Annotated in this window: 16 protein-coding genes; 7 read left to right on the plus strand and 9 right to left on the minus strand. The window is 74.9% G+C overall.

Going from position 1 to position 12,566, the window contains the following annotated elements; all coding sequences use genetic code 11:
- Positions 1–19 precede the first annotated feature (19 nt).
- Both TK50_RS35410 and TK50_RS34385 read right to left on the minus strand, forming a co-directional pair.
- Positions 20–1,183 (minus strand): helix-turn-helix domain-containing protein, encoded by a 1,164-nt coding sequence (locus TK50_RS35410; RefSeq protein ID WP_043962688.1) that lies wholly within the window; start codon positions 1,181–1,183, stop codon positions 20–22.
- A gap of 19 nt (positions 1,184–1,202) precedes the next feature.
- Entirely contained in the window at positions 1,203–1,364 is a 162-nt protein-coding gene (locus tag TK50_RS34385; RefSeq protein ID WP_199485999.1) for a hypothetical protein, read from the minus strand.
- A gap of 119 nt (positions 1,365–1,483) precedes the next feature.
- Here TK50_RS34385 and TK50_RS11245 point away from each other — a divergent pair, with 119 nt between their 5' ends.
- The 4 genes from TK50_RS11245 (at position 1,484) to TK50_RS11260 (ending at position 3,839) form a co-directional block, all read left to right on the plus strand.
- A complete protein-coding gene (locus tag TK50_RS11245) occupies positions 1,484–1,708 on the plus strand; it encodes a GntR family transcriptional regulator (protein WP_043962690.1) in 225 nt (74 codons plus the stop codon).
- Between the two features lie 79 nt (positions 1,709–1,787).
- On the plus strand, positions 1,788–2,015 hold the full coding sequence (locus TK50_RS11250) for a GntR family transcriptional regulator (RefSeq protein ID WP_043962691.1): 228 nt from the start codon (positions 1,788–1,790) through the stop codon (positions 2,013–2,015).
- Positions 2,016–2,154: 139 nt separating this feature from the next.
- Complete coding sequence (locus TK50_RS11255) at positions 2,155–2,922, plus strand: TetR/AcrR family transcriptional regulator (RefSeq protein WP_043962693.1); 768 nt, start codon at positions 2,155–2,157, stop codon at positions 2,920–2,922.
- 62 nt (positions 2,923–2,984) lie between these two features.
- Complete coding sequence (locus tag TK50_RS11260) at positions 2,985–3,839, plus strand: S1 family peptidase (protein WP_043962694.1); 855 nt, start codon at positions 2,985–2,987, stop codon at positions 3,837–3,839.
- Positions 3,840–3,858: 19 nt separating this feature from the next.
- On the opposite strand, the gene TK50_RS11265 is transcribed toward TK50_RS11260, so the two are convergent.
- The 6 genes from TK50_RS11265 to TK50_RS11290 form a co-directional block, all read right to left on the minus strand.
- Positions 3,859–4,821: an anti-sigma factor RsbA family regulatory protein gene (locus TK50_RS11265; RefSeq protein WP_043962695.1), complete on the minus strand. Its 963-nt coding sequence runs from the start codon at positions 4,819–4,821 to the stop codon at positions 3,859–3,861.
- Positions 4,818–5,648: an MEDS domain-containing protein gene (locus TK50_RS11270; RefSeq protein WP_043962696.1), complete on the minus strand. Its 831-nt coding sequence runs from the start codon at positions 5,646–5,648 to the stop codon at positions 4,818–4,820. Before TK50_RS11270 ends, TK50_RS11265 begins: the two co-directional genes overlap by 4 nt.
- A gap of 94 nt (positions 5,649–5,742) precedes the next feature.
- Positions 5,743–6,303: an NADPH-dependent FMN reductase gene (locus TK50_RS11275; protein ID WP_043962697.1), complete on the minus strand. Its 561-nt coding sequence runs from the start codon at positions 6,301–6,303 to the stop codon at positions 5,743–5,745.
- Positions 6,304–6,357: 54 nt separating this feature from the next.
- Entirely contained in the window at positions 6,358–7,335 is a 978-nt protein-coding gene (locus TK50_RS11280; RefSeq protein ID WP_043962698.1) for an ROK family protein, read from the minus strand.
- Positions 7,336–7,340: 5 nt separating this feature from the next.
- Complete coding sequence (locus tag TK50_RS11285; protein WP_077937001.1) at positions 7,341–7,694, minus strand: DoxX family protein; 354 nt, start codon at positions 7,692–7,694, stop codon at positions 7,341–7,343.
- A gap of 59 nt (positions 7,695–7,753) precedes the next feature.
- Positions 7,754–8,185 carry a type II 3-dehydroquinate dehydratase gene (locus TK50_RS11290; protein WP_043962699.1) on the minus strand — a complete coding sequence of 144 codons (432 nt, stop codon included), beginning with the start codon at positions 8,183–8,185 and terminating at the stop codon, positions 7,754–7,756.
- 267 nt (positions 8,186–8,452) lie between these two features.
- Here TK50_RS11290 and TK50_RS11295 point away from each other — a divergent pair, with 267 nt between their 5' ends.
- From TK50_RS11295 to TK50_RS11305, 3 genes are read left to right on the plus strand one after another with little or no spacing between them, the layout of a single operon-like run.
- Positions 8,453–9,616 carry a DegT/DnrJ/EryC1/StrS family aminotransferase gene (locus tag TK50_RS11295; protein WP_043962700.1) on the plus strand — a complete coding sequence of 388 codons (1,164 nt, stop codon included), beginning with the start codon at positions 8,453–8,455 and terminating at the stop codon, positions 9,614–9,616.
- Positions 9,613–10,800, plus strand: coding sequence for a Gfo/Idh/MocA family protein (locus tag TK50_RS11300; protein WP_043962701.1), 1,188 nt, complete (start codon positions 9,613–9,615; stop codon positions 10,798–10,800). The genes TK50_RS11295 and TK50_RS11300 overlap by 4 nt, the downstream gene beginning before the upstream one ends.
- A gap of 37 nt (positions 10,801–10,837) precedes the next feature.
- Positions 10,838–11,536 carry an HAD-IA family hydrolase gene (locus TK50_RS11305; RefSeq protein WP_043962702.1) on the plus strand — a complete coding sequence of 233 codons (699 nt, stop codon included), beginning with the start codon at positions 10,838–10,840 and terminating at the stop codon, positions 11,534–11,536.
- Positions 11,537–11,744: 208 nt separating this feature from the next.
- On the opposite strand, the gene TK50_RS11310 is transcribed toward TK50_RS11305, so the two are convergent.
- Positions 11,745–12,479: a class I SAM-dependent methyltransferase gene (locus TK50_RS11310; RefSeq protein WP_043962703.1), complete on the minus strand. Its 735-nt coding sequence runs from the start codon at positions 12,477–12,479 to the stop codon at positions 11,745–11,747.
- Positions 12,480–12,566: the final 87 nt, after the last annotated feature.

Genomic DNA, 12,566 nt, shown 5'->3' on the forward strand with positions numbered 1-12,566 from the left:
CACCAACCGCAGTGGCCGGTCACGCCGGGAGGCCGAGGGCCGTGGCCAGGCTCGCCACGTCGGCCGGCAGCGGCCCGCCGCGCGTCAGCTCGGCGATCACCGTACGCGCCGCCGGCCGCAACCGGACCTCGCCGGGCGCGGTCCGATCCGCCTGGATCAGGGTACGTCCCGCCGCGAGCAGGTCGCCCACCATCAGGTGCGCCCGCGCGACGTCCAACAGATAGGCCGCCCGGTGCTCGACCGGCAGCCGCAGCCACTGCCCGAGGGCGATGACCTCGGCGTGCCGGGTGACGGCCCCGTGGGCGTCGCCGAGGTCGGCGGCGGCGGTGACCCGGGCCAGTGTCACGGTGGCGGGGCAGAAGCCGACGCGGTGCGGGTCGTCGCCGCCGTCGACCTGCGCGGCGATGCTGGTCGCCTGGTCGAGCAGCTCCCGCACGCCGTCCGCGTCCCCGCAGGCTGCGGCGGCGCGGGCGGCCTCGACCAGCAGGGCCCCGCGCAGCAGCAGGATGCCGGGATTGTCGTCGGGCGGTCGAGCGGCAGTGATCCGGTGCGTGGCGGGGACGGTGGCGGCCAGGGCCAGCCGGGCACAGCCGAGGGCGCGTAGCGCCTGCCCGAGCGGCACGACGGCCGACGCTGACAGCGGCGGGTCGCTGCTGGCCACGGCCATCGCTCGGTCGGCGGCGAACCAGCCGAGGTCGGCCTGACCGAGCTTGACCAGCACCGACGCGGCGATCCGGTACACCTGCACCAGGAGGCTGGCCGTCTTGCCGCTCCCCGTGGCGGCATGGGCGAGCTGGGTGTCGCCGAGCAGACCGGGCAGCGCGCGCAGCAGGCCCGGGTAGTCGGCGTGCTCGTACGCCAGCCAGGCATGCCCCACCCGTGCGCCCAGGTCGCCAGTCGGGGTGGCCGCCGGGTGGTCCGGGTCGGTGTCGTAGCGGGCGAGGGCAGCGCGTACCGCGTCGATCCCGGCCGCGACCGATCCGCCGCCGGTTGGTGGCGGGGTGTCCCGGCCGAGCAGGAGTGTCGGGTCGACGCACAGCACGGTGGCGACCTCGGCGATGACGGAGAACCTGTCCAGGGTGCGTACGCCGCGTTCGACCTTGTCGACCCAGCTTTTGGATTTGCCGAGCCGGTCGGCCAGCATCTGCTGGGTCATGTGCCGCCGGCTTCGCAGGCGGGCCATGCGGCGGCCTATCGGCAGGTCATCGTTGGTCACGACGCCACCGCCGGTCGGGTATTGCCCGGGTGGTCTCCTCGGCAGGTATCCGCTCCGCCTCGGCCAACTCCAGCAGGCGTTGCCGGGCCGCCTCCCGTTCGGCCTCCTGCAACTGCTCGCCCCGACTCTGCTCCTGGTCGCTGTCCATGTCTCCCGCCTTCTGGTTGGTGTGTAGAGCAAACATACGTCATAGCTTGACTTAAGTCAGACCTTGATATATTGCGGATCTTGTGGTAGGTGATGACCTTGCGGGCCTAGACTCCTTTTGTGCCATACGAGCAGGCTGAGTACCGCCGCATCGCTGACGGCATCACTGGGCAGATCAGGTCCGGTGAGCTGAAGGCACACGAGAAGCTGCCCTCCACCGCTGAACTCGCAGAGAAGCATCACGTCTCGCTCGCAACGGTGAACCGGGCCTTCGGTCTGCTGCACGATCGCGGCTTGGTGTATGGCAAGCAGGGCAAGGGTGTCTTCGTGGCAGAGGTCGAGTAGCGCGCTGCCTCTCCTCAGGCTGGCCCAGCCGGGTCAATGCGCTGTACCGGTCCGTGTCGACGCCAGCAGGGATTACCACATGCCCATACCAATGTCGTCGCGGCAGATCGCGGACGACCTGACTGCCCGGATCAACGCTCGGGAGTACCAGCCCGGCACCAAGCTGCCGTCGTTGCGCGAGCTGGCCGACCTCTATTCGGTCAGCGTGTCGACCATCCAGCGTGCCCTGGAGTTGACCCGTGATCGAGGTCTGACGGTGGGTCGCGCCGGCAGTGGGGTGTACGTCGCGGACGAGCCGCCGAGGTGACGGTGCGGTACCGGTGCGCCCCCTGCCGGCGGCATCTGTCCGACAACGCCGTCTGAGCCGCTTCTCTGGCTCGGCCGGCGACCGGCCCGTCGCTCGCCCCGTACGAGGTACGGTATCCCGCCGTTAGGATGGCGGCACTATGTCGAACGCGCGCAAGGGCAAGGTCGACCCCGCCCGCAGCCTGGCCATCCTCTGGCGCACCCGCGAGCCGGCGAGCCGCAGCGCCGGGCCCGGCCTCAGCGTCGACCGGATCGTCCGGGCGGCGATCGAGATCGCCGACGCCGAGGGGATCGATGCGCTCACCATGCGCCGGGTCAGCGAGGCGCTGGGCGCCGGCACCATGTCGGTCTACACGTACGTGCCCGGCAAGGCCGAGCTGCTCGACGTCATGGTCGACACGCTCTACGGCGAGATGAGCCGCCCGGCCGACGTGCCCGGTGGCTGGCGGGCCCGGCTGGAGCAGATCGCGCGGGAGAACCTGCGGCTCTACCGCGCCCACCCGTGGCTGCTGCGCGCCGAGACGAGCCGGCCGGTGCTCGGCCCGAACCTGCTCGCCAAGTACGACTACGAGCTGGGCGCCGTGGCCGACATCGGGCTCGACGACGTCGAGATGGACGCCGTGCTCACCCTGGTCCTCGGCCACGTCCGGAGCGCGGCGCGGGCCGAGCTGGACGTGGTGAACCTGGAGCGCGAGACCGGCATGACCGACGGCCAGTGGTGGCAGTCGCACGCGCCCTGGCTGGAGCGGTTCATGAAGTCGGGCAGCTACCCGACGGCCGCCCGGGTCGGCACCGCGGCCGGCGAGGCGCACGGCGCGGCGTACGGGCCGGAGCACGCGTTCGAGTTCGGCCTGCAACGGGTGCTCGACGGCATCTCGGTGGTGGTCGCCGACCGTCAGGGCACTTGATCCGGGCGGGTCCGGACGGGGAAGCTGTACGCATCCACGCACGCCGATACATGGAGGTTCGGATGCGCCGCTTCCCCCTGCTCGCCCTCCTGCTCGCCGTACCCCTGCTCGCGCCGCCGGTGGCCGCCCACGCCGCCCCCACCGCCCCGACCGGCGCGCCCGCCCCGGTCGTCGTCGCCGACGCGCCGGCCGGCACCGCGTGGACCGTGGACCCGGTCACCGGCCGGACCACCGTCGCCGCCGACGACACGGTCAGCGACCGCCAACTGGCCGCCCTGCGCGCCCGGCTGGCCGGGACCGACGCCGTGGTCCGCCGCGAACCGGGCCGGCTGAGCACCCTCATCGCCGGCGGGCAGGCCGTCTACGCCGCCGGCGGCGGGCGCTGCTCGCTCGGCGCGAACGTCCGCAGCGGCAGCACCTACTACTTCGTCACCGCCGGCCACTGCACGACGACCGCCACCACCTGGTACGCCGACAGCGCCGGCACCAGCGTGCTCGGCTCCCGCGCCGGCAGCAGCTTCCCCGGCAACGACTACGGCATCGTCCGCTACACCTCCACCACGGTCGCCCACCCCAGCGCCGTCCACACCTACCCCGGCACGCTGACCGTCACCGGCACCGCCGCGCCCGTCGTCGGCATGGCGGTCTGCCGCAGCGGCGCCACCACCGGCGTGCGGTGCGGCTCCATCACCGGGCTCAACGCCACCGTCAACTACGCCCAGGGCTCGGTCAGCGGGCTGATCCGCACCAACATCTGCGCCGAACCCGGCGACAGCGGCGGCCCGCTCTACGTCGCCGCCACCGGCAGGATCGTCGGCATCCTCTCCGGCGGCAGCGGCAACTGCACCACCGGCGGCACCAGCTACTACCAGCCGATCGGCGAGATCCTCGCCGCGTACGGGGTGACGATCCCCTGAGCCGGCGGGCCGGGCGGCCTCAGGCGACGAAGTGCGGGTTGCCCGCCGTCAGCCGCAGCGTGTAGCCGCCCGGCCCCCGGTGCGCCGACACGTGGTTGCAGGACTGGTGGGCGATCCACAGGCCGAGGCCCCCCTCCGTGCCGTCGCCGGCCGGGAGCAGACCCGCGAACGGGTCCTTCGGCCCGTCGCCGCCGTCGGAGACGGTCGCCACCAGCCGGTCGGGCCCCACCCACAGCCGCAGGCAGACCGGCGGCTGGCCGTGGCGCAGCGCGTTGGTCACCGTCTCGCTGACCGCCACCACCAGGTCCTCGACGTCGTCGACGGGCAGCCGGCCCCCGTCGACGGCGTGCACGGCGGCCCGGGCCTGCGCCGCCGTGGGCTCGGACAGCTCGACCACCGGCGGCGTCGACTGAAGCGGGTCCGGCGGCACCGGCCGGTTCTCCCGCAGGTAGGTGGTCGGTTCCGTGTAGCCGGGACTCGGCACGTGCCGCCCGTCCGGGGTGGCGTGCCGGGGATGGGTGCGCGCCACGTCCCGCAGCACCGAGGCGGGCGTGCTGCGCGTGTCGTACGCGCACATGCTCCACAGCGGGAACTCGTCGTACGCGTGGTTTGTCGCCGACTCGTAGCGGGCCCACCAGTCCCAGGTCACCCCCAGCGCGCTCGGCGGCAGCTCCCCGACGATCCGGATCTGCCGGGCCCCGTCGGCCACGTGCCCGGCGAGCATCTCGCGGTAGGAGCGGATGGCGGCGGCCGGCCGGGCGTAGACGTCGTCGCCGGGCAGGAAGGTGACCCCGCAGCCGCCGGGCAGGGCACCCCGCACCAGGGCGGCGTTGTGCGCGCCCAGCGACACCACGGTCGGCTCCCCGGCCGCGACCCCGCCGAGCAGGAACGGCACCGCGACCGTCAGCAACTCCTCGTCGGAGGCATAGCAGACCGCCTCGTGGAAGTGGCCCAGGTGACCAGCCGCCGCGCCCGTCCTCATCGTGCGGCCTCCACCCGTATCCCGGGCAGGCCCAGCAGGTCGACGAGGCGGGCCACGCCGGCTCCGCGCAGGCCGCGCAGCACTGCCACGGCACCCCGGCTGCGGGCGTACTCGCCAAGGAGTTGCAGGCAGCGGTGGTCGGCGAAGCGCAGCCGGGCCGCCTCGAACACCAGCCGCCCGTCGACCGGGCGGGGGGCGGCCCGCTCCAGCGCGGTGGCGAGCAGGTCGCGGGCCGACAGGTCCAGCTCGCCGGCCAGCCCCGTCCGGCCCCGGCCCGCCGCGTAGAGCCGGAACAGCACGTCGTCGGCGTTGCCCGCCGGGTGCAGGCAGGCCAGCTCGGCGACCGCCGCCGCACCCAGCTCGCGGGGGTCGTAGACGCACATGGCGGAGAACGGGTGGGCCCGCATGTAGCCGTCGACCAGGTGCTCGTAGCGGGTGAAGGCCACCCGTTGCCGCGGGGTGCGGACCAGCCCGGTGGCCTCCGCGACGACCCGCAGCCCGGCGTGACCGGCGGCCAGGGCCGCCTCGGTCGCCTCCGCGTAGGCCCGCACCTGGGCGGCCGGGTCGGCGATCCGGCCGTCGACGTAGGTGCCGTCGAGCGGGACGACCCGGGCGGCGCCGTCGCGCAGGGCGTCGGCCAGCCCGGGGACGGCGGCCAGCCACTCGCGGGCCTCGGCCGGATTCCGCTCCGTCACATACCACAGCTCCTCGCCGGCGACGAGGCCGACGGTGAGGAACGCGCGGGCGGCGGCGGCGAAGGCGGCCGGGTCGTCGTGGCGCCAGCAGACGTGGTCGGTGGGCAGCGCGGGGCAGCCGTCGCCGCTCACCGATGCTGCCCCATGCCCGCAGTCTATGCCCACCCCGCCGCGGCCGGCCGTCCCGGCCGTCCGCGCTGGTGGGGGTGGGTCTGCGGCGGCCGGGTCAGCGCCCCCGCAGCACGCGCAGCGCGCCGGCCCAGGCGACCACCTGGTCGAGCATCTCGCCCACCGCCTTCGCCTGCGCCGGGGCCGGCCGGAACTCGGTGAAGTCGACGAAGTCCGTCACCAGGGAGAGCGACACCTGCGACCGGACGTCGGCGACCTCCACCTGGGAGAGGACCAGCCGCAGGTGCTCGGCCGCCCGGGTGCCCCCGTGCACCCCGTAGCTGACCAGCCCGGCCGCCTTGTTCCGCCACTCCCGGTAGAGGTAGTCGATCGCGTCCTTGAGCACCCCGGGCACGGAGTGGTTGTACTCCGGGGTGACGAAGACGTACGCGTCGAAGGCGGCGATCCGGGCGGCCCACCGGCGCACCGCCGGGTCACCCGACGGGGCCATCGACGGCGGCAGCGGCGTGTTCAGGTGCGGCAGGGCGTGATCGGCGAGGTCCACCAGATCGGCGGTCGCGTCGCCGCGCTGGGCGGCGATGTCCCGCACCCAGGCGGCGACGGCCTCCGCCTTGCGGCCCGGCCGGGTGCTGCCGACGACGACACCGATCCTGATCATGTGCGTTCCTCTCGGTCGAACGGGCGGCCCGGGTCGACCCGGGCCGGTGCGGCTTCAGCGGGGCGCGGCCAGGTCCCGGGCCAGCGCCACCGCGCCGTGCAGCGAGGAGAGCCCGCCCAGGGCGGCGGCCCGCACGGCGGGGGCCGGGCGGCCCGGCCGGGCGAGCCGGATCACCTCCCGACCGACCAGGTCGACGAAGCCGGGCAGCCCGGCGGCGAAGCCGCCGCCCAGCACCGCCACCGCCGGGTCGAGCAGCTCGCCCAGGCTGACCACGGCCGCCGCGAGGGCCGTACCCGCCGGTCGGACCGCGTCGTGGGCCCACGGCCGGTCCTGCTCCAGCCCGTCGCGCAGCTCGGCGAAGCCCACCTCGCCGCCCCGGGCCGCGCCGGCCCGACGCAGCGTCGCCGGCCCGGAGGCGACCGCCTGGAGGCAGCCGTGCCGGCCGCAGTCGCACCGGGGCCCGTCGACGTCGACGACCAGGTGGCCGACCTCGGGGGAGCCCCGGCCCGGCGCCGGCAGGGGCCGGCCGCCGAGCACCACGCCACCGCCCACGCCGGTGCCGACCCCGAGGTAGACGACGTCCTGCGCGCCCACGTGCCGGGCCTCGGCCAGCGCCGCCAGGTCACCGTCGTCGGCCCAGGCGGTGCGGCTGCCCGGGAAGAGCCCGCGCAGCGTCTCGTCGAAGGGCAGGCCCGCCCAGCTCGGCCGGCCCGGCCACACGACCACCCGGCCCGTCGGGCCGGTGGTGCCGGGCATCGCCACCCCGACCGCCGCGAACCGCAGCCCCGACTCCGCGCGCAGTGCGCCGACCGCGTCGGCCAGCGCCGCCACGTCGGCCTCGACGCCGCCGCCGGGCCAGGTCAGCACCCGCTCGTACGCCCGGACGCCCGCTCCCGTCGCGACCCGGACCTCCCCGGCGTGCGCGCCCTCCGCAGGCCCGGCCGCGAACTCCTCGGCGCGCAGCGCCACCTTGGTGCCGCCGATGTCGACGCCGAGGACGCCGACGTGGTCCCTGCCGCTGCCCCCGGGCACCGGTCTCACCTCTGGAGCACGTGCAGCACCGCGAGCGCGGCGGCCGCCAACCCGAACGCGATCGGCATCACCGTCACCGCGAACGGGTCCCGGGCGCGCAGGTGGTAGCCGGCGGCGCCGATCATCAGCGGGACGAGGCCGACCGCCGCCGCGAGCCCGGCCAGCGGCCAGAACAGCCCGACGAGCAGGCCGACGACGGCCGCCAGCTCCAACACCCCGATGACCCGGGTGAGGCCGGCGGAGACGCCGAGGTGGTCCATCCGCTCGCGGGTCTTGCGCTCGCCGACGAGCTTCTGCACGGCCGTGGCCATGAACACGGCGGCCAGGATGATGCTGAGGGTGATGGTGGGAGTCCGCACGGAAACATCCTTAGTGGAGGGGGTGACGGGTCGCCGGGGACCCTATCGGGCTGCCCGGCTCAGCCGACCGTGGCGACGAGGGCGCGGGCGGCCAGCCGGTAGCCCAGCGGGCCGAGCCCGACGATGACCCCGCTGGCCAGCGGGGCGAGCACCGAGTCGTGCCGGAAGCTCTCCCGGGCCCACACGTTGGACAGGTGGACCTCCATCCACGGCCGGGGATAGTTGGCCAGCGCGTCGCGCAGGCTCCAGCCCGCGATCATCAACGCGCCCGGGTTCACGATCGCGCCCACCGTGTCGTAGTGCTCCTGCACCGTACGCACCAGCGCGCCCTCGCAGTCGTGCTGCACGGCCACCACGTTCCAGCCCCGCGCGGCGACCTCCTCGCCGACCGCCCGCTCGATGTCGGCGAGGGTGTCGGTGCCGTAGATCTCCGGCTGGCGTCGACCGAGGATGCCCAGGTTCGGGCCGTTCAGCAGGAGCACGTCGGACACAGCTCACCTCGCGTGGGGCGACCCGGCGGGGCCGGCGACAGATTCCCCGCAGTCTTACTACGCCACCCGCCGACCACGGGCCGGGCACCGCCGGCCGACCGGCGAACTAAGGGGTGGGTAGGGGCCCGCTAGGGGAAGTGAGCAGGCTGCCGGGTCGGTTAGCGTCCACCGCGAGCCGATGACGTTGCCAGCTGGAGACCGCTGCGTCCAGCCGCCGTGGGACGGCCGGGGAACCGCTGGTCCTCCTGGATTGGGAAGTGGGAAGTCATGAGTGGTCAGCCGTCGACGGTGCCGGAGTTCCCCGAGTGGCCGCAGTTCGGTGACGAGGAACGAGCCGGCCTGATCCGTGCCCTCGAACAGGGCCAGTGGTGGCGGATGGGCGGGAGCGAGGTCGACACCTTCGAGGCCGAGTTCGGGGCGTACCACGGCACGCCGCACGCCCTCGCCGTCACCAACGGCACCCACGCCCTGGAGGTCGCCCTCGAGGTGCTCGGCGTCGGGCCCGGCACCGAGGTCATCGTGCCGGCGTTCACCTTCATCTCGTCGTCGCTCGCGGCGCAGCGCCTCGGCGCGGTCGCCGTGCCGGTCGACGTCGACCTCGACACCTACTGCGTCGACCCGGCCGCCGTCGCCGCCGCCGTCACCGACCGCACCAAGGTGATCATGCCGGTGCACATGGCCGGGCAGTTCGCCGACATGGACGCGCTCGACAAGATCGCCGCCGACGCCGGGGTGGCGCTGCTCCAGGACGCCGCGCACGCCCACGGCGCGCAGTGGCAGGGCCGCAAGGTCGGCGAACTCGGCTCGATCGCCGCGTTCAGCTTCCAGAACGGCAAGCTGATGACCGCCGGCGAGGGCGGCGCGGTGCTCTTCCCCGACGAGGAGACCCGCGAGCGCGCCTTCCTCGTGCACAGCTGCGGCCGGCCGCGCACCGACCGCGACTACCTGCACCGCACCACCGGCTCCAACTACCGGATGGGCGAGTTCACCGCCGCCGTGCTGCGCGCCCAACTCGCCCGCCTCGCCGGCCAGATCGACGTACGCGAGCAGCGCTGGCCGCTGCTGGCCGGCCTGCTCGCCGAGATCCCCGGCGTGGTCCCGCAGACCATCGACCCGCGCACCGACCGCAACCCGCACTACATGGCCATGTTCCGCATCCCGGGGATCACCCCGGAGCGCCGCCGCGCCGTGGTCGACGCGCTCATCGCCCGGGGCGTGCCCGCGTTCGTGGCGTTCCGGGCCATCTACCGGTGCGAGGGGTTCTGGAAGGCCGGCGCCCCCGACGAGACCGTCGAGCAGATCGCCGCCCGCTGCCCCAACGTCGAGCAGATCCACTCCGACTGCGTCTGGCTGCACCACCGCACCCTGCTCGGCACCGAGCAGCAGATGCACGACATCGCCGCCGTGCTGGCCGACGTCCTCGCCGGATGACCACCCCGCCGCCGGCCGTCTCCGGCGTCGCCGTGCCGCCCGGCGGCCCGATCCGGGTCGCCGTGGTCGGCCTCGGCTGGGCCGGCCGGGAGATCTGGCTGCCCCGGCTCGCCGCGCACCCGGCCTTCGAGGTGACGGCCCTGGTCGACCCGCAGCCGGCCGTCCGGGAAGCCGCCCGCGACACCCACGCGGTGCCCTTCGCGTACGCCGACGTCGACGACCTGCCCGCCGGAGCGGCGGACCTGGTGGTGGTGGCCGTGCCCAACCACCTGCACGCCGCCGTCGCCGCCCGGCTGCTGCGCCGGGGCGTACCCGTGTTCCTGGAGAAGCCCGTCTGCCTCAGCTCCGCCGAGGCGGCGCTGCTGGCCGACGCGGAGCGCGCCGGCGGCGCGGTGCTGCTGGCCGGCAGCGCCGCCCGGTGGCGCGCCGACGTGCGGGCCCTCGCCGACGCCGCCGCCGAGCTGGGCCCGATCCGGCACGTCGACGTGGCATGGGTCCGCGCCCGGGGGGTGCCCGACGCGGGCGGCTGGTTCACCCGCCGCGACCTCTCCGGCGGCGGCGCGCTCGTCGACCTCGGCTGGCACCTGCTCGACACGGTGCTGCCGCTGCTCGGCCCGGCCACCCGGATCACCCACGCCGTCGGCAGCGTCTCCGCCGACTTCGTCAACGACACCGCCGCGCACGCCGTCTGGCGCGACCCCGCCGGTTCCGCCGCTGCCGCAGGCGCGCTACGGGGCGACGGTTCGGTCGGCGGGTCGCGGGGCGACGTCGAGGACACCGCGCGGGGGTTCCTGCTCACCGCCGACGGTGCGTCCGTCGCCGTGCACGCCTGCTGGGCGTCGCACGAGGCGCTGGACCGCACCACCATCACCGTGCAGGGCGCCGCCGGCACGGCCACCCTGCGCTGCACGTTCGGGTTCAGCCCGAACCGGGAGCCGACGCCGGTGCTCACCCGCACCCGCGACGGCGAGACCGTCGCGCTGCCGCTGCCGGCCGAGCCGATCGGCACCGAGTACGACCGCCAACTCGATGCCCTGCCCGGCCTGCTCGCCGCCCCGGCCAGCCGGGGCGCGGCCGTCGCCGAGGCACACCGGACCATCGACATCATCGAACGGATCTACCGCACCGCCCGGCCCACCGAGCCGGAGCGGGAGCACGCGCTGGCGGGCCAACGCGACCGGTGAGAACCACCGGCGACCTCACTCGCTCCGGGGAGCAGCCATGACCCATCCACCGTCCACCGTCGACGTCACCCTCCCGCCGCCGCCCGCCCGGGGCCCGATCCGCGCGGTCGTGTTCGACCTCGACGGCGTCGTGGTCGACAGCTCGGCCGTCATGCGCGAGGCGTTCAGCATCGCGTACGCCGAGGTGGTGGGCGACGGGCCCGCGCCGTTCGAGGAGTACAACCGGCACATGGGCCGGTACTTCCCGGACATCATGCGGCTGATGGGGCTGCCGCTGGAGATGGAGGAGCCGTTCGTCCGGGAGAGCTACCGGATGGCGCACCTCGTGCCGCTGTTCCCCGGCGTACGCCAGACCCTGGAGGAGCTGCACGGCCGGGGCGTCCGGATGGCCATCGCCACCGGCAAGAGCGGCCCCCGGGCCCGCTCGCTGCTCGACACGCTCGGCGTACTGGACCTGTTCGACCAGGTGATCGGCTCCGACGAGGTGGCCCGCCCGAAGCCGGCCCCGGACATCGTCCTCGCCGCCCTCGGCCACCTCGACGTGCCGCCGGAGCAGGCCATGATGGTCGGCGACGCGGTGATCGACCTGCTCAGCGGCCGGGACGCCGGCGTCACCACGGTCGCCACCACCTGGCACGGCGGGGACGTCGCCGTCCTGCTCGCCGCCGGCCCGGACGTGGTCGTCCACGCGCCGACGGACCTGCTGGCGTACTGCCCGGCGGCCCTGGTCCCCTGACCCGCCCGCCCTGGGCGCGCGGCGGCGCTGACCCGCGCGGCGGCGGCGCGGTCGGGCGGGGCGGGCGGTCGGGCGCGGTCGGCATGTCGGCGACATGGCGGTATCGAGTCGGCCTGGATCCCGCGATGTCGGCGACATGGCGGGGCGACCCGCCGGCCCCGGACCCCGGCGGCGTGGCGGCGTGGCGTTCGGCGGGCGTGGCGGCCGGTCAGGGGAGGCGGTACACGGAGACGTGGTCGCGCGACTCGGCGGTGAACTCGCCGCCGGCCCAGTCCGCGTGCCGCGACTCCAGCTCGAAGCCGGCCAACTGCGCCATCAGGTCCAGCTCCGCCGGCCAGATGTAGCGGTGCGGCGTGCGGAACACCTGCGCCTCGGTGTCCTCGCCGAACCTGAAGTGGTGCGACACGACGTGCTGGCGCAGCACGTCGTAGGTGTCCAGGCCGATGTAGCCGGGCTCGCAGTGCCAGACCGTGGCCTGCCGGCCCGGCGGGAGCTGGCGCAGCTCCGGCACCCACAGCTCGATCACGAACCGGCCTCCCGGGCCGAGGTGGCGGGCCGCGTTGCGGAAGCAGGCGACCTGCTCGGCCTGGGTGAGCAGGTTGGCGATCGTGTTGAAGACCAGGTAGACGAGCGTGTACGCCCCCGGCGCGACGGTGGTGGCCATGTCCCCGACGACCACGGGCAACGCCGCCTCGTCCACCTTCGTCCGTAGCCTGTCGACCATGGCGGTGGACAGCTCGATGCCGGTGACGGGCACCCCGCGCTCGGCGAGCGGCACGGCCACCCGGCCGGTGCCGACGGCGAACTCCAGCGCCGCCCCGCCGCCCGCGAGCGCGGCGAGCCGGTCCACGGTCGGCCTCAGCACCTCGGGGGCGAACATGCCGACGCCCGGCGTGTCGTAGCGCGCGGCGGCGTCTGCGTCCCAGATGTCTTCCTGCCTCATGGGCCGACGATCGCCCCGCAACGGCACGCTGTCCACCCGATTACCCGTCGACGCGACGGGTGTCGAAGGGGGCACCGGGTGCCGGTC

The organism is Micromonospora haikouensis, from assembly GCF_000876225.1.
Lineage (GTDB): Bacteria > Actinomycetota > Actinomycetes > Mycobacteriales > Micromonosporaceae > Micromonospora > Micromonospora haikouensis.

What these genes read in the sequence shown, in the direction of transcription:
- TK50_RS11250 (WP_043962691.1), top strand. Translation starts at nt 1,788, where the DNA reads ATGCCCATACCAATGTCGTCGCGGCAGATCGCGGACGACCTGACTGCC.
- TK50_RS11275 (WP_043962697.1), bottom strand. Translation starts at nt 6,303, where the DNA reads ATGATCAGGATCGGTGTCGTCGTCGGCAGCACCCGGCCGGGCCGCAAG.
- TK50_RS35410 (WP_043962688.1), bottom strand. Translation starts at nt 1,183, where the DNA reads ATGGCCCGCCTGCGAAGCCGGCGGCACATGACCCAGCAGATGCTGGCC.
- TK50_RS11265 (WP_043962695.1), bottom strand. Translation starts at nt 4,821, where the DNA reads ATGAGGACGGGCGCGGCGGCTGGTCACCTGGGCCACTTCCACGAGGCG.
- TK50_RS34385 (WP_199485999.1), bottom strand. Translation starts at nt 1,364, where the DNA reads ATGGACAGCGACCAGGAGCAGAGTCGGGGCGAGCAGTTGCAGGAGGCC.
- TK50_RS11300 (WP_043962701.1), top strand. Translation starts at nt 9,613, where the DNA reads ATGACCACCCCGCCGCCGGCCGTCTCCGGCGTCGCCGTGCCGCCCGGC.
- TK50_RS11310 (WP_043962703.1), bottom strand. Translation starts at nt 12,479, where the DNA reads ATGAGGCAGGAAGACATCTGGGACGCAGACGCCGCCGCGCGCTACGAC.
- TK50_RS11260 (WP_043962694.1), top strand. Translation starts at nt 2,985, where the DNA reads ATGCGCCGCTTCCCCCTGCTCGCCCTCCTGCTCGCCGTACCCCTGCTC.
- TK50_RS11305 (WP_043962702.1), top strand. Translation starts at nt 10,838, where the DNA reads ATGACCCATCCACCGTCCACCGTCGACGTCACCCTCCCGCCGCCGCCC.
- TK50_RS11255 (WP_043962693.1), top strand. Translation starts at nt 2,155, where the DNA reads ATGTCGAACGCGCGCAAGGGCAAGGTCGACCCCGCCCGCAGCCTGGCC.
- TK50_RS11295 (WP_043962700.1), top strand. Translation starts at nt 8,453, where the DNA reads ATGAGTGGTCAGCCGTCGACGGTGCCGGAGTTCCCCGAGTGGCCGCAG.